General features: G+C 66.3%; 13 protein-coding genes. 10 read left to right on the top strand and 3 right to left on the bottom strand.

Annotated elements, in window-relative coordinates:
- The first annotated feature begins 8 nt into the window (after positions 1-8).
- Together RCP38_RS00315 and RCP38_RS00310 are read left to right on the top strand one after the other, a co-directional pair.
- Entirely contained in the window at positions 9-1,577 is a 1,569-nt protein-coding gene (locus RCP38_RS00315) for an HNH endonuclease signature motif containing protein (RefSeq protein WP_308474735.1), read from the top strand.
- Between the two features lie 109 nt (positions 1,578-1,686).
- Positions 1,687-2,622 carry a hypothetical protein gene (locus RCP38_RS00310; protein WP_308474734.1) on the top strand — a complete coding sequence of 312 codons (936 nt, stop codon included), beginning with the start codon at positions 1,687-1,689 and terminating at the stop codon, positions 2,620-2,622.
- Between the two features lie 191 nt (positions 2,623-2,813).
- Here the strand turns inward: RCP38_RS00310 and RCP38_RS00305 are convergent, their stop codons facing one another.
- The 3 genes from RCP38_RS00305 to RCP38_RS00295 all read right to left on the bottom strand — a co-directional run bounded on the left by RCP38_RS00305 (position 2,814) and on the right by RCP38_RS00295 (position 4,841).
- A complete protein-coding gene (locus RCP38_RS00305; RefSeq protein ID WP_308474733.1) occupies positions 2,814-3,047 on the bottom strand; it encodes a type II toxin-antitoxin system Phd/YefM family antitoxin in 234 nt (77 codons plus the stop codon).
- Positions 3,048-3,114: 67 nt separating this feature from the next.
- Positions 3,115-3,645, bottom strand: coding sequence for a hypothetical protein (locus RCP38_RS00300; RefSeq protein WP_308474732.1), 531 nt, complete (start codon positions 3,643-3,645; stop codon positions 3,115-3,117).
- Positions 3,642-4,841, bottom strand: a complete 1,200-nt coding sequence (locus RCP38_RS00295; protein ID WP_308474731.1) for a DUF4226 domain-containing protein — start codon at positions 4,839-4,841, stop codon at positions 3,642-3,644. Before RCP38_RS00295 ends, RCP38_RS00300 begins: the two co-directional genes overlap by 4 nt.
- A 148-nt stretch (positions 4,842-4,989) precedes the next feature.
- Between RCP38_RS00295 and eccB the strand changes: the two genes are divergently transcribed.
- The 8 genes from eccB to RCP38_RS00255 all read left to right on the top strand — a co-directional run bounded on the left by eccB (position 4,990) and on the right by RCP38_RS00255 (position 15,101).
- On the top strand, positions 4,990-6,489 hold the full coding sequence (gene eccB, locus RCP38_RS00290) for a type VII secretion protein EccB (RefSeq protein WP_308474730.1): 1,500 nt from the start codon (positions 4,990-4,992) through the stop codon (positions 6,487-6,489).
- A 3-nt stretch (positions 6,490-6,492) separates the two neighbouring features.
- Positions 6,493-10,701 (top strand): type VII secretion protein EccCa, encoded by a 4,209-nt coding sequence (gene eccCa / locus RCP38_RS00285; protein WP_308474729.1) that lies wholly within the window; start codon positions 6,493-6,495, stop codon positions 10,699-10,701.
- A 102-nt stretch (positions 10,702-10,803) separates the two neighbouring features.
- On the top strand, positions 10,804-11,106 hold the full coding sequence (locus RCP38_RS00280) for a PE domain-containing protein (RefSeq protein ID WP_308474728.1): 303 nt from the start codon (positions 10,804-10,806) through the stop codon (positions 11,104-11,106).
- 3 nt (positions 11,107-11,109) lie between these two features.
- Positions 11,110-12,285, top strand: coding sequence for a PPE family protein (locus tag RCP38_RS00275; RefSeq protein WP_308474727.1), 1,176 nt, complete (start codon positions 11,110-11,112; stop codon positions 12,283-12,285).
- 115 nt (positions 12,286-12,400) lie between these two features.
- Positions 12,401-12,718, top strand: a complete 318-nt coding sequence (locus RCP38_RS00270) for a WXG100 family type VII secretion target (RefSeq protein WP_308474726.1) — start codon at positions 12,401-12,403, stop codon at positions 12,716-12,718.
- Between the two features lie 45 nt (positions 12,719-12,763).
- The gene (locus RCP38_RS00265; protein WP_308474723.1) at positions 12,764-13,048 is read left to right on the top strand and encodes a WXG100 family type VII secretion target; all 285 of its coding nucleotides are present in this window, start codon (positions 12,764-12,766) and stop codon (positions 13,046-13,048) included.
- 96 nt (positions 13,049-13,144) lie between these two features.
- Positions 13,145-13,993, top strand: a complete 849-nt coding sequence (locus RCP38_RS00260) for an ESX secretion-associated protein EspG (RefSeq protein WP_308474721.1) — start codon at positions 13,145-13,147, stop codon at positions 13,991-13,993.
- A gap of 94 nt (positions 13,994-14,087) precedes the next feature.
- Positions 14,088-15,101: a MinD/ParA family protein gene (locus RCP38_RS00255; RefSeq protein WP_308474719.1), complete on the top strand. Its 1,014-nt coding sequence runs from the start codon at positions 14,088-14,090 to the stop codon at positions 15,099-15,101.
- Positions 15,102-15,106: the final 5 nt, after the last annotated feature.

Genomic DNA, 15,106 nt, shown 5'->3' with positions numbered 1-15,106 from the left:
TCGAACACATGTTCGATACATCGTTGGCGGGACCGACCGAACTGGCCGGTCTCGACGACGCCGCCCTCGTCGAGACCATCACCCGCTGGTCCCGAATGGAAGCCACCGCCGCCGCCCACCGCCTAGCCGCCATCGGCGAACTCGTCGCCCGACGCACCACCGGCAACGCCTTCGACCGCTCCCGCTGGTCCTGTGACAACTGGGATGGTGCCGCCGCCGAAATCGCCGCCGCCGAACACACCAGCCACGCCCTGGCCTCCTCCCAGATGTATTTAGCCAGCGCCCTGCGCGACCGCATCCCCACCGTCGGCGCCCTGTTCTTGACCGGCCGCATCACCGCCCGCCTGGCCTCCACCATCGCCTGGCACACCACCTTGATCACCGACCCCACCATCCTGGCCCACATCGACACCGAACTCGCCGACATCGCCACCAGCCTCGGACCCCTCTCCGGCCCCAAAACCGCCACCGCCATCGACGCCCTCATCGAACGCCACGACCCCGCCGCCGTCCGCCGCTACCGCGACCGCGCCCGCAACCGCGACTTCATCATCGACACCCACAACAGCCACGACGGCACCACCGACGTCTGGGGCCACCTGTTCGCCGTCGACGCCACCGCCCTCGACCAACGCCTAACCCAACTCGCCCACAGCGTCTGCGACAACGACCCCCGCACCCTGGCCCAACGCCGCGCCGACGCCCTCGGCGCCCTAGCCACCGGCGCCACCACCTTGGCCTGCACCTGCGGCGACACCGACTGCCCCGCCACCACCAACCCCGACACCCGCGCCACATCCGTAGTCGTGCACGTCCTCACCGACACCACCACCAATAGCGCCACCCCCGACCCGCAACTGTCCGGCGACCACACCCCCGAACCCGAACCCGACACCGGCGCGGACACCACCGGCACCGGCACCCACTCCACCGCGGAACCCACCGCGGACACCACCGAGTCGAAGCCAAAACCGGCTCACGCCCGCCCCGCCCACCTCATCGGCGGCGGCACCATCCCCCCAGGCCTACTGGCCCAACTCATCGCCGGCGGCGCCCACATCACCCCCCTGGGGCACCCCGACGACTTCACCACCGAACACCACTACCGCCCCTCAAAAGCACTCGCTGCCTTCATCCGCGCCCGCGACCTGACCTGCCGCTTCCCCGGCTGCGACCGCCCCGCCACCCACTGCGACATCGACCACGCCATACCCCACCCCCACGGACCCACCCACCCCGCCAACCTGCGTTGCATGTGCAGAAAACACCACCTACTGAAAACCTTCTGGACCGGCCCCGGCGGCTGGAGCGACCACCAACACCCCAACGGCACCATCGACTGGACCTCCCCCACCGGCCACACCTACACCACCCGACCCGGCAGCCAACTGCTCTACCCCACCCTCACACTGCCCACCCCACCACCACCAACCACACCCACACCACCACCGGCAACCACCCCCGAACGCGGCCTCATGATGCCCACCCGCACCACCACCCGTGCCCAAAACCGCCAACACCACATCAACACCGAACGCACCCACAACCTCACCCACCACAACAAACCACCCCCATAAGGGATCAACGGCAATCCAGGCGTAAACACGATCACCATCATCGGGGTTAACATCCGCAGTGCGGCCTGACCGCGGCAACCGCCGCGGCACGGCATGGAGGTGCCCCGCCATGACAGAACCGATCGAGGTCCACGTCCCGGACTACCTGCAGATCGCGGGAAGTCCCCCACCGATGCCGATCCAACCGGGACCGGTGCATACCGGCGGATCATCGCCGGTGGACGCCACGTTGGCTGCCTTCGGCGTCGCCACGAACCTGGATCTCCCCGAAACGAACGCCGAACTCGCCGCAGACCACGTTGATCGCACCGAACAGGCAGTAGATGCGGCACAGAAGTTCACCGCTAACGAAGCCGACGCGGTATCGCGGTTCGAAGACGTAGCCGCAGAAGCCGCTCCGGCGGCCGGTTCACAGCAGGAGGCCATGGGCTCTGCGATGCAGGGCATCAACGGGGCGATGCAGGGCATCACCAGCGCCCTCAGCGGCGCGCTCGGCTCGGTGGGCCGACTGCCGCAAGGATTGATGCAAGCCGGCCAGGGAGCGTTATCGCCGTTGATGAGTGCAGTGCAGTCCCTGGGCAAAGCGGGACTGGGCGACGCCACGCTGGCCTCGGATATCGACCCCGAACTCGGCCTTGGCGGCGGTGACACCGGCGGCGGTGGCGCCGGCCTGGGATTGGGTACCACCCCGGCCAGCAACCTCGGTCCTCCGCCGGTCCCGGGAACCTCGACACCGACGACTCCCGCCGGCGCCATGACCACGCCGGGCGCGTCCGGCCCGACCGGTGGCACTCCCACAGGCGGTGGTGGCGGCGGCGGAATGATGCCGATGGCACCCGGCGGCGCAGCTACCAAGGGTGGCAAAGACGACAAGGTCAGCGAGAAGAGGATTGCGGCGCCGGGCGTGCCCAACGGTCAGCCCGTCAAAGGCCGCACTACGACACCGCCGAACGTTCCCGTCACGAAGTCGGTCACCACGGCCCCCGGCCAGCCCGGCATCACACCGCTGAAACGCATTGTGGACAAAAAGGATCCCTCGAGCTGACTTACACCACGAACCGCTGGAGTTCCTTACGCCTTGAGGGTCGGTGTGATGGCCGAATCGAGGATCTTCGCGTCACGGGTGACGATGGTGAGATGGCGGCGTAACGCCTGGGCGACGATGACCCGGTCGAATGGATCCCGGTGATCCCACGGAAGTCGGCCGGCAAGTGTTTCCGGGGCGATGACCGACCGCTACGCGTCGGCGACTTCCCAGACCGCAAGTTCGGATTCCGGCAGTGCATCATCGAAGTTCTCGGGTACGACGAGACCGGGCAATTGGCCGAACCTGCGTGGGCCCGCCTCAGCCGGCACAAGTTGTGCGACAGGCCGGCCATGCTTGGTGATGATGAATGACGCCCCAGCCGTGACCTCGTTTAGAAGCCGGTTGAGTTGATTCTTCGCATCCGTGCTGGTGATCCACTCCATGCGACAAACCTCCTCATCCGAAGCTAATCTCGCCAGCGTATCTAGCGTGCTCGCGGGCCGCGCGTCCTCAGCGCCCGCCATCCTCCTTCGCCGGATCTGCCGTGCAGATCCCCAGAAAGGTCTTTCCGTCCTGCTCCGCTACCTCGGCAGGATTCAGCCACCCGACATGTCGGAACCAGTACGTGTCATCCGGGTGCTGCTCTGAGCCCTCGATGACGGCGGCAAGATCAACACTCGTGCCCCAGCGGCTGGCACCTCCGGAGGTGAAGAGGTCCAACGTCTTTTCGTTGCGCCATTGAAAATCCGGCGGCAACGGCTGCGACACCGTCAGGCCCGGCGGATAGGGCCCACCGAGCGAGAGATGATCGAGATTCACGCCTTCCGTCGACGTCAGAACCAACTCGGCCCGACTGGGAGTGAAATAGAACGCGACGCGGGTAATACCGACGCAGGGCGACCCCGTCCAGACCTGCAACTGTCCATCGCCCACACGGGCGCCGAAAGCCGGTGGCAACGACGGGGCCCACGGGGCTTTGTTCGGGCACCCCGCCAGCAGCACGACGACCAACGCGGCCAATATGCCGAGCCGACGAATCATCGGTATCCCCCGTCCCGTAGGCCCGCATCTTTCTCGAACCAGTTGTCTCCGCCGAATAGGCCGGTCCGGAGCGCCTCCTCGCCGTATGCGATGCCCATCGCCACCGGCCCCAACCGAGCGTATTGCTGGGAGTGACGTTCCTCGTGGTGCAGAACCCGATCCAAGTCGAGTCGCTCGTTTCTGGCCGGATCGCCGGTGTTGTCGGCACCCTCGGCCACACCAGAATGGACAATCGTGCGAAGTTGGTCGGCAGGAGCGGCCGCGTGGTCGACGTTGACCATGAAGACGTCCCCGTAGGTCGTGCCGCCCTGACAGCTCAGGGTGTCCTGAATCCTGCCGCCGAGCCCCATCAGCATTCCGTTGGGAGTGGAGACCAGGCTGCCGCCGGTGCTTTCGATTGCCCACGCCCCGCCGTAGCTCCAGAGGTTGTCCGCCTGCCGCGCGGCGATCCGCTGCACTTCAGCAGCCGAATACGGCGTCTCCGCATAGTCTTTGATTCCGGGAGCTGCACCATAGTCGGTGCCGGCGTTGAGGATGTAGGTCATCAGCGTCGCCTTGCGTATGTCGGCGAGGCTCGCCCCCTTCGCGATCAGGAAGAACGACTTGCCATCGCGGTCTTTGATCTCTTCCATGCCGTCGAAAACCGCGAAGCTGTCCGGCGTGATGCGCTGCTGCCGCGCAATCTCGACCATTACCTCCGCCGGAATCCCCCGTCGCGCAGCGTTTTCCAGCCACTGCCGGTAATAGCCCTCGGGGCTCGGCCCGCTGAGCAGGCCGGCGGCTCGCAGTGCCCGCTCGTATTCGTCCACCGGGTCGCGGTCACCAGACATCGGCAGCTCGGGCCCTCCGCCCAGCGGGTAGCGTCCGGTCAGCCCCTGAATCCACGCCGCCCGCTGCCGACTGTCAGACACGGCCTCGGAGACGACCCGGTGAATCTCTCGAGTCTTGCCCGCCAGGAACGCCTGGAATTGCCGGGCGCCCGCCGAAGTGTCCAGACCAGACCGGGCACCGGCGGCCTGCCGGACCTGAGCGTCGATCGTGTCCAATCGCTGCCGCGACCGCACGTTGGACCGGTGCGCTCCGCGCAGAATCTCCTCAAAGCGACGATCGAGTTCTGTCCCCGTCGCCAGCCGTCCCACCAGTTGCTGTTCCCGCGCCCGAGCGGCGTCGGCGTAAGCGCCCAACTGGTCAGGCATAGTCAAAGAACGTACGCGCAGCGCCGCATCGCGTCACTTCACATGACTGGTTCCCGCAGGCCAACCGCAGTAATGTCGTCGCGGTGCGGTAGTCGCGACGAAGCGACACGCAGCACCGCCGCGCATGCGCCGTAGGGGGTCGCAGAGCATGCCGCTGAGTCTGTCGAACCGGGACCAGAACTCCGGTCATCTGTTTTACAACCGACGATTACGCGCGGCCACCACCAAGTTCTCGGTGCGGATGAAGCACGACGACCGCAAGCAGACCGCCGCCATCGTTCTCTCGATCGTGCTGATCTTCATCGGCATGGGCTGGATGCTGTTGCTCAACGTACTACGGCCGGCCGGCATCGTACGCACGTCCTCGATCGTCGGAGACCGCGATTCCGGTGCAATCTATGCGCGCATCGACGGGCGCCTGTATCCGGCGCTGAACATCACTTCGGCACGGCTGGCCGTCGGTCATGCGGAGGCGCCCACCTGGGTCAAGCCCGTGGAGATCGCCAGGTATCCGACCGGCCCGATGATCGGTATCCCCGGCGCCCCGGCCTCCCTGACCGCCAGCACGGGCGCGCCCTCGGCGTGGGCGGTCTGCGATACCGCGGGCGCCCCCCGGCGCACCGAAGCGCCCGTGGTGACGTCGATCGCCGGATCGCTGAGTCCGGCAGGCCGGGCCGCACCGCTGGCCGCCGACGCCGCCGTGCTCACCCGCTTCCACGGCGCGACGTACGTCATCTGGGGCGGCAAGCGTTCCCAGGTGGACCCTGCGGACCGCGCGATCACGCTCAGTCTCGGTATCGACCCCGGCATCACGACGCCGGTGGAGATGTCACGGGCCCTGTTCGATGCCCTGCCGAGCACCGAACCGCTGCGGGTTCCGGTGATTCCGCTGGCGGGAACACCATCGGAGTGGGTGCCCGGCTCACAGGTGGGAGCGGTGTTGGAGACCCGGACGGCCGGGAGCGGTTCGCAGTTCTATGCGCTGCTGCCCGACGGCGTCCAGAAGATCACCAGCTTCGTCGCCGATCTGATCCGCAGCGCGAACTCGTTCGGAGCGGTCGCGCCCCTGGTGGTCAGCCCGGACAAACTGGTCAACATCCCCGAAGTGGGCACCCTGCCCGTCGAGTACTACCCCGACAGCAGACTCCGATTCGTCGACACCGCCGCCGACCCGACGACATGCGTGGGCTGGGAGAAGGCCACCGGTGACCGCCAGGCCCGTGTCACCGTCTACAACGGTCGCGGCCTGCCGGTGCCCGGCGAGATGGATAACCGAATCGTCCGGTTGGTGCGCGATGATCGTGGCCCCGACTCGGTGGTCGCCAACCAGGTGTTGGTGTTGCCCGGGGCGACCAACCTGGTCACCTCGACCAGCGAATTACTCGACTCGGATTCACGTGAAACCTTGTTCTGGGTATCGCCCAATGGGGTCCGCTTCGGGATCGCCGCCGAGACCGAGACCCTGCAGGGCCTCGGCCTTGATCCCGGCTCCGCACAGCAGGCTCCCTGGCCACTGTTGCGCACCTTCGCCGCCGGTCCGGCACTGTCGCGGCACTCCGCCCTGCTGGCACGCGACACCGTGGTGGCATCCGGTGCGGTACAGCCCGTAACCCCCAACAATCAGCAGGGCGTCCCGGGAGGCCACTGACCGATGTCCAAGCGAGCATTCGTCCCGAACCGGTTGCAGATTCCCGAACCCAAGCCGGTGCGCGTCGCCCCCCGGGCTCCGGACGCCCTGCCGGAACGCGAACCTCGCAACCTCTGGGTGATGATCGGCATGCCGGCGCTGATCGTGGCACTGCTCGGCACCATCGTCATGCTCTACGTATCCGGGGTCCGCAGCCTCGGGTCGGGCATGTTCCCGATGGTCGGTATGGCCGGGCTCGGGATGCTGATGTTCTCCGGGCGGTTCGGCCGGGCCCGCAAGATCAGCTGGGGCGAGCAGGAGAAGAACCGGCGCAGCTACCTGCGGTCCCTCGACGGCGAACGCGACGAGATTCAGAAGGCGGTCTGCGCTCAGCGTCAGGCCCAGGAATCGGTGCACTCCAACCCGCAGGGCCTGGGTGCGGTCATCGGTGGACCGCAGATGTGGGAGCGCCGCCGCTCCGATCCGGATTTCCTGGATGTGCGCCTGGGCGTCGGCGTGCAGCACGCCCCGGACTCGGTGTTGTCGGTGCAATGGCCCGAGATCCCGATCGATGAGGAACTGGAACCGGTCACCGGTCAAGCCCTGCGCGACTTCATCCTCGAGCAGCGCAAGATCCGCGACATCGCCAAGGTCGTCAACCTGCGGTCCCGGCCGGGGTTCAGCTTCGTCGGCGAGGACCTCGACGGGGTCCGCTCCCTGCTGCGCTCGGTGCTCAGCGGACTGGCGGTGTTCCACAATCCGCTCGACGTCAAGTTGCTGGTGGTGACCCGGCACCCCGAGCTGTGGTCCTGGATGGTCTGGTTGCCGCACAACCAGCACGACGAACTGTTCGACGCGTGTGGCTGGCGACGACTGGTGTTCACCAGCCCCGCCGATTTGGAGGCGACGATCGGCGCCGACCTACACATGAAAGGACGGCGCGGCGCATGGCGACCGCAATCTGCGCCGAGCCCGACCACCATGGGCTCGGCACTGGAGACCGGCGCGGACGGGCACGACCTCGGGCCGCACTGGGTGATCGTCGACGACAACACGGGCAGTCCCGAGGCCTGGGAGAGCGTGGTCGGTCGGGTCGGCAAAGAAGGCATCACGGTGCTGCGGGTGGCATCGCGGCGCGGTACCGGTGTCGGATTCGCACGCGACGAGATCTTCGAGGTGCTCGATCACCCGTCCCGGCACCACCCGATCGGAGGTTCCGCACCGGCCCATCGCCGGGACGGTCGCGGACCCGGACCGACGCCCCGGCCCATGCTGCGCGCCGGCGGCAGGTTCTTCGCGCATGCCGACCAGCTGTCGGTGCCCCGGGCCTACCGTTACGCGCGCGCGATGGCGCGGTGGTCGCCGACGGCCAGCGTCGATGTCGCCGACGCCGGCAGCGGTGCCCTGGAGCTGTTGCGCGCGCTGGGTATCGACGACGCTCGTGACCTCAACGTCGACCGGCTGTGGGCGGAACGCCGCAGTCGAGGCGACGAGCGCTGGGCCGAGATTCCGGTCGGCGCCAAGCCCAACGGTGAACTGCAGAACGTCGTTCTGCGGGCCAAGGATTTCGGTGGCTTCGGCTTCCACTCGGTGGTGATCGGCACCAGCGGTTCGGGCAAGTCGGAGTTCTTCTTGTCCCTGGTCTACGGAATCGCGCTGACGCACTCACCGGAGACCTTCAACGTGATTTTCGTGGACATGAAATTCGAGTCCGCGGCGCAGGACATCCTCGGTATCCCGCACGTCTCCGCGGCGCTGTCCAACCTCGGCAAGGACGAACGGCACCTGGCCGAACGGATGCGGCGTGCCATCGACGGTGAGATCGCCCGGCGCTACCGGCTGTTCAACTCCGTCGGGGCACGCGACGCGAACGACTACGAAGAGATCCGACTCGCCGGCCGCGATCTGGAACCGGTACCGATCCTGCTGGTGGTGATCGACGAATACCTTGAGCTGTTCGCGAACCACAGCAAATGGATCGACCTGATCATCCACATCGGGCAGGAGGGTCGCGGCGCCAACGTGTTCTTCATGCTCGGCGGACAGCGCCTGGACCTGTCCTCGCTGCAGAAGGTCAAGTCCAACATCGCGTTCCGGGTGGCGTTGCGCGCCGAATCAGGTGACGACAGCCGCGAGGTGATCGGTTCGGACGCCGCCTACCACCTGCCTTCGAAAGAGAACGGATTCGGCCTCCTGAAGGTCGGGCCTCGCGACCTCGATCCGTTCCGCTGCTTCTACCTGTCGGCGCCGTTCGTGGTGCCCAAGCGAAGAACGTCTACGGGCAAGACCCTCGACATGACCCTGACCAAGCCACGTCTGTACACCTGGGAATACCAGCCGCTGGACTCCGCGGACGCCCAAGCGCTGCAGGATATGTCGCTCACCGACGCCGAACCCGACGAGTTCCTGCTGCACGCCGATGGTTTCAAGAAGAAGAAGATCGTGGACGTGCTGCGCGAGTCGTTGATCGCCGCGGGACGCCAGGCCCCGCACCTGCCGTGGCTACCTCCCCTGGAGATCTCCGAACCGGTCGACGCGCTGGTCGCGCTGTACCGGGGCAAACCCTGGGATGTCGATTACGGCCGCAATTCCGGGCTGGTCTGGCCGCTGGCGGTCAAAGACATCCCCGAAGACGCCCAGCAGTCGGTCCACTGTGTGGATGTGTTGCGCAGCAACATCATGGTGGTCGGGGCCAAGAGCCGAGGCAAGACGACGGCGCTGATGACACTGATGTGTTCGGCGGCGCTGATGTACACGCCGGCCAGGTTGACGTTCTTCTGTGTCGGCGGCGCGACGCTGAGCTACGCCGAAACCCTGCCGCATGTGGCCGACATCGTCTCGCCGGCCGACCGCGAAGGCGTGGAGCGCACCGTGGCGACCATGGCGGCGTTGATCAGCTCCCGTCAGGACACCTTTCGGCGAGACAAGATCGACATCAACGAATTCCGGGAGCGGCGCTTCGGTTCCGGCGGCGACGGCCTGGCCGGCACCGACCCGAACGATCCCTACGGGGACGTGTTCCTGGTCATCGATGATTTCTCCGACCTCTACGCGGCTGACACGGTGCTCGGCGACCGCATCATCGCGCTCAGCGGTGTCGGTCCGGAATACGGCGTCCACCTGATGACCAGCGCCTCCGGCTGGATTCACGGCCAGCGCCAGACGTTGCTGCAGAACTCCGACGTCCGCATCCAGTTGCGCTTGCAGAACCCCGGGGAGAACGAGATGGGCACGGCGTCACTGGACGCCCGCGACGCGGCGAAGCGCACGGTGAACCGACCCGGGTTCGGCCTTACCGAGTCGCTGCACGAAATGCTGGTCGGTATGCCGGAGCTGGCGGCCGACGACGGCGGTCGGATCGGGACCCGCGAGTTGGGCACTCGGGTCGCCGAGGTCGCGGGCGTGACCAAGCACGCCACGCTCAAGCGGCTGCCGCCCGCGGTGGCGCTGTCGGAGATCATGGCCTACGACGTCACGCAACGCCCACCCGCCCAGACCGCCCCGTCGATCGCGTTCCTGATCGGCGAGCAGCACGAGTTGCTTCCGGTACCGCTGATGCTCGCCGAACATCCCGGGATGATGATCCTGGGGCGGGCCCGGTGCGGAAAGAGCGCCACGCTGGCCGCAATCGGTGAGGCGGTGATGGCTCGGTTCAGCCCGCAAGAAGCACAGATCACCATCATCGACCCGAAGACCGGGCCGCTCCGCGACCTACAAGGCGCCGGATACGTCAACGCCTACGCCTACGACCAGGACGAGATCGATGAGGTGCTCACCGGGTTGGCCCAGCAGGTGCTGCTGCCGCGACTGCCCGCAAGGGGTCTGAGCCAGGACGAACTGCGGGCACTCAAGCCGTGGGAGGGCCCACGGCACTTCGTCCTGATCGACGACGTGCAGGACCTGCGTCCGGCCCAGATACATCCGGCCAAACCACCGGTCGGGGCGGCGTTGTGGAAGCTGATGGAACGGGCTCGCCAGATCGGGCTGCACGTGTTCACCACCCGCAACTCGTCGAACTTCGGTCAGTTGGAGATGGATCCCTGGGTGAAGGCCCAACGGGCCGCCAAGGTGCCCGCGCTGTTCATGGACAACGATCCGCAGAACAAGGTCAACCGCATGGTGCGCGCGCAGGCACTGCCCGCCGGCCGTGGCCAGCTCGTCAACGACTCCGAGGTCGAAGGTGTGCTGGTCGGGGTGCCGTCCTCGATGATCCACGATTTCGAGCAACAGTAACGCTCATTTACTTGATGAAGTGACGCCAGGCGATATATAGGTTTACGATCGTCTCCGACCTGCAAAGCCGGTAGCCCGGCGATGAGGCATCGGGAGGAAAGCATGTTCTCTGTAGAACCAGAAGCCGTCCTGGCATCCTCGGGCGTCGAAGCCGGAATCAGCGCTGAAACCGAGGTCGCCGCCGCCGCTGCCGGCCCCGCCCTGCTGGGCGTACTACCGATGGGCAATGACCCGGATTCCATCGCATTTCATGCCGCTCTACTGGCGTCCGGAAGCGAATACCTGGGCATCGTCGCCGAGCATTCGGCCCAGCGCGGGTTGTTCTCCGGCGCCCAGGCAACGGCCTCGGGCGTATACGGCGCCACCGAGGCACTGCGCGCCGCCACCGTCGCCCTCGGCGGCTAGCCGGTGGCCGATCCGGGGTGGGCAGCCCGAACGCCGGAGACCAACGACCTGTTGATCAAATCCGGCGCGGGGGTCCCGACCATGCTGACCAACGCGGCGGCGTGGACTGCCCTCGGTGTCGCCCACCACGCTTCGGGAATCGCTTCGGCGGTCAACACCGCCTTGACTTCGATCGGCTGGGTCGGCGCCGGATCGGAGGGTTCCGTGTTCAATGCGACGTTGCTCAACGTGGCCCTGCACGGACTGGCCGGCTGGGTAGACGTCAAGGCGCCCATCGTCGCGGCGGCAGTCGAGGCCTATCAGTTGGCCTACGGCAGTATGCGCACCGCCCAAGAGTGCGAGGAAAACCGCATCGAGACCGCCGTCGACTACGACGTAAACCCGTCGGTCCTCGGTGCGTTGAGTCCTCGGATCGTGTCGCTGGAATACCAGTACTTCGGCCTGTTCTGGCCCAATAACGCGGCGGTGGGCGCCTCATATGGCGCGACGCTGACCGCGCTCACCTCCAGCCTGATGGTTCCCGCACCGGTGGCCGGGATGGGCGCATCGCCCGCGGCACCGGCGGCGGCAGTCGGCGCCGTCGGAGAAGCGGCGTCCCGGGCCGCTGCCGGAGGCGCTATGCGTGCGGCCTACACGGGCACATCCATGGCGAGCAATGCCACCGGGCAGGGGGCGTCCGCCGCTCAGGGCATGGGAAGCGAGCTGAGCTCGATGCTGGGTCCGGTTCAGCAGATCGGCTCGACGCTGACGCAGGCGCCGCAATCGCTGATGCAGATGCCGCAATCGATGATGAGCCCGATGCAGTCCCTGATGGGAATGTTCATGAACCCGAACATGCTCGGCGGCGCACTGCAGCCCGCCGGAGCCGGCGGCGTGCCGGCCTCGGCGATGCTGGCCAACGCCACCTCCGGCTCCGGTGCCGGCTTCGGCGGTGGGGGTGCGGGCGCACCGGTATCGGCGTTCACCCGACCGGTGAGCGCATTCGAGTCGGCCGGCGGCCGGCCGGTGGGATTGCGGCCCAGCGGGGCCCTGGGCTCCGTCGAGTCGTCACGGGCGACGACCACCGGCGCTGGGGGAATGGGGGGAATGCCCATCGCCCACGGTGCCGCCGGCAAGGGTCCGGGCGGCCGGCCCGCCGACCGGGCGAACACAGTGCGGGTCATCGACAACCGGACTTGACCTGGCAGTTTGCTGAAAACAGGGTGAATCGACACATCAGAAGGGAGCAAATACACTACCGCCAGCCATATCCCGCCGGGTCCCGGGGGGTTGTTCTACAACCGAGGAGGAAACGATGGCAGCCATAGTTGTCACGCCCGAACTGATGCGGAACACCGCGTCGAAGTTGTCGCAACACATCGAACACGCTCAGGCGATCGCCAATCAGTACTTGGCCGACCACGAAAACATCCTGAGCGCGGCGACCTGGGATGGCGCGGGATCGCAAGCCTCGTACACCACCGCGGCACAGATCCACGACGACATGCAGAAGGTGCTCATCGGCGGCAGCCGCCTGACGGAGGGCCTCAACCAGGCCGCTGCCCTCATGGAATCTCATGAATCCCACTCCGAGCACGCATTCCACGCGCTGTTCGGCGGACAGTCCGCCTAGAGAACTGAAGCCCCGACCCTAATCTCCGAAAGGACACCGATTCTCATGGACGGCATTACCTATCACCCCGGCGCCGTCAGCGATCACGCTCACGGCGTGATCAGCAGCGCCGGCACTCTGGACCAGATCCACGCGGATTCCAACCAGCTCACTCAGATGCTGACCGAGTACTTCGGCGGCCACGGCGCCACCGGATTCTTCGAAGCGCAGGCGCAGATGCTCTCCGGCCTGCAGGGGCTGATCGAGACCATCGGTCAGCACGGCTCCACCATCGGGTCCGTGCTCGAGGGTGCCATGCAGACCGACCAGACGATCAACAGCCTTTTTTGATCCCCATCGAGGTGGGGTGTCTGCGCGGCAGGCGCGGATGCCCCACTTCGTATGTCAGAACGGGTATCGGAATCACGGGGGTGCGGCGAGGGTGATGTGCTGACGACGACGCTCGACGGCCTGTGGGTGCTACAGGCCGTCACCGGGATCGAACAACTCTGCCCGGAGTTGGGCCTTCGGCCGCTGCTACCCCGCTTGGACACCGCCGAGCGGGCACTCGGTCATCCCGTCGCCCAAGAGTTGATGGAACTCGGCGTACTCGACAGCGGGGGCGAGGCGGACCCCATGGTCCGGGAATGGTTGACGGTGGTCATGCGGCGCGACATCGCGCTGCTGGTGACCCTGAATTTTCCCGGGCGACCGTACGGCGACCCGCAGCACATGACCCGGGTCTCGATCAGCCGATTCGCTTCTTGGTGGGTGGTGCTGGAACGGCACGATCAACAGATCCGGCTCTACCCGGCCGGCAGTGCCATCGATCAGGCGGCCGCCGGTGATCTTCTCGTCGGTCAGGTCGAGCGGTTGTGCGGTGTCGCCGAAGCGGCGGCACTGCGGCCGGTCACGCTGGACACCGAAGAACTGCTCGCACAGGTTCGTGACCGCGATAGCCTGCAGCGTTATCTGGCCGCGCAACATCTCGACGTCGACCAGCAACAGATCGTGGCGACCGCCGCCGACCCGAAACTGTCGGGGCAGGCCGACATCGTTGCGTTCCAGCCCGGCGCAGGCCCTGAGGAATTGGCCCGAACGGCCATCGGGGATACCTCGGTACTGATCTCGGACACCCCCTCGGGTCGGGTCTGCGTCGAGAACATCGACAACGGGGGCCGGCGCTACCAGATCGTCTCCCCCGGCACCCGCGCCGACCTCGCCCACGCAATCCTGCGGCTCATCGCTCGGCTCCCGGCCGGAGCGGACTGGCATTCACATAGGCGGGTCGTATGACAACAAATTCACATCGTCACCATTGCAATCCATTTACTACCATCGGGATGAATTATGCGATCAGGACGACATCGACCATGTTAGCGTCGCGCGCGTGACGAGCCCATGGAATGGCCCTAATATGCCCGAAGAAGGCGCCGCGCGGCGGGAACCGGCGACAGGTCACCGTTACCGGGATTCCGTATCGGATTCCATGCGCATTTCCGACCTGGCGACGCCCCGCAAGATTCCACCCGGTTCGGGCTGGCGCAAACTGGTTTATGTTGCATCTGGGAAAGTCATCAACCCCGGGGAATCTCCGCACGAACGCCATTACCGCGATTTGCGTAATCGAATTCGCCGACACATCCGCCGTCAGTACGTGATCACGCTGGTCTCCGGGAAGGGCGGTACCGGTGTGACAACCCTCGCGGCGGCAATCGGCAGCGTATTCCGGGAATGCCGACCGGAGAATGTAATCGCGATCGACGCCGTCCCGGGATTCGGAACCCTCTCGGATCGCATCGACGAACATCCACCCGGTGACTACTCGGCCGTACTCAGCGACACCGACGTGCAGGGATACTCCGATATCCGCGAACACCTCGGGCAGAATGCGGTGGGCTTGGACGTACTGGCCGGAAACCGCACCTCCGATCAGCTGCGCCCACTCGTCCCGGCCATGTTCAGCGGGGTGTTGTCGCGCTTGCGGCGGACTCACAACGTGATCATCGTCGACACCGCGGCCGACCTCGAACACCCCGTCATGAAGCCGGTGCTGGAGAACACCGACACGTTGGTATTCGTTTCCGGAATCACCGCCGACCAGTCCCGTCCGGTATTGCGTGCCGTCGACTATCTGGCGTCACAGGGCTACCACGAATTGGTGTCGCGCTCGACGGTGATCCTCAACCACTCCGCGCCCGCCCAGGACAACGCCGCCGTGGCCTATCTCTCCGAGCGCTTCAGCAAAACCGGTGCGACCGTGGAAGTCATGCCCTATGACGCACATCTGGCCAAAGGCGGCATCATCGACGTTCAGAACGAGGTGAAGAAGAAGACCCGACTGCGGCTATTCGAGATGACCGCCGGTCTGGCGGATAAATTTGTGCCCGACACCGAAAGGTGAATGCG

The organism is Mycolicibacter sp. MU0083, from assembly GCF_963378075.1.
Taxonomy (GTDB): domain Bacteria; phylum Actinomycetota; class Actinomycetes; order Mycobacteriales; family Mycobacteriaceae; genus Mycobacterium; species Mycobacterium kokjensenii.
The sequence above is the reverse complement of the archived record's forward strand: the minus strand, read 5'-3'. Positions and strand labels throughout refer to the sequence as shown.

Coding starts and splice junctions, on each gene's coding strand:
- RCP38_RS00265 (WP_308474723.1), top strand. CDS start 12,764: ATGGACGGCATTACCTATCACCCCGGCGCCGTCAGCGATCACGCTCAC.
- RCP38_RS00295 (WP_308474731.1), bottom strand. CDS start 4,841: ATGCCTGACCAGTTGGGCGCTTACGCCGACGCCGCTCGGGCGCGGGAA.
- eccB (WP_308474730.1), top strand. CDS start 4,990: ATGCCGCTGAGTCTGTCGAACCGGGACCAGAACTCCGGTCATCTGTTT.
- RCP38_RS00300 (WP_308474732.1), bottom strand. CDS start 3,645: ATGATTCGTCGGCTCGGCATATTGGCCGCGTTGGTCGTCGTGCTGCTG.
- RCP38_RS00315 (WP_308474735.1), top strand. CDS start 9: ATGTTCGATACATCGTTGGCGGGACCGACCGAACTGGCCGGTCTCGAC.
- RCP38_RS00305 (WP_308474733.1), bottom strand. CDS start 3,047: ATGGAGTGGATCACCAGCACGGATGCGAAGAATCAACTCAACCGGCTT.
- RCP38_RS00280 (WP_308474728.1), top strand. CDS start 10,804: ATGTTCTCTGTAGAACCAGAAGCCGTCCTGGCATCCTCGGGCGTCGAA.
- RCP38_RS00310 (WP_308474734.1), top strand. CDS start 1,687: ATGACAGAACCGATCGAGGTCCACGTCCCGGACTACCTGCAGATCGCG.
- eccCa (WP_308474729.1), top strand. CDS start 6,493: ATGTCCAAGCGAGCATTCGTCCCGAACCGGTTGCAGATTCCCGAACCC.
- RCP38_RS00270 (WP_308474726.1), top strand. CDS start 12,401: ATGGCAGCCATAGTTGTCACGCCCGAACTGATGCGGAACACCGCGTCG.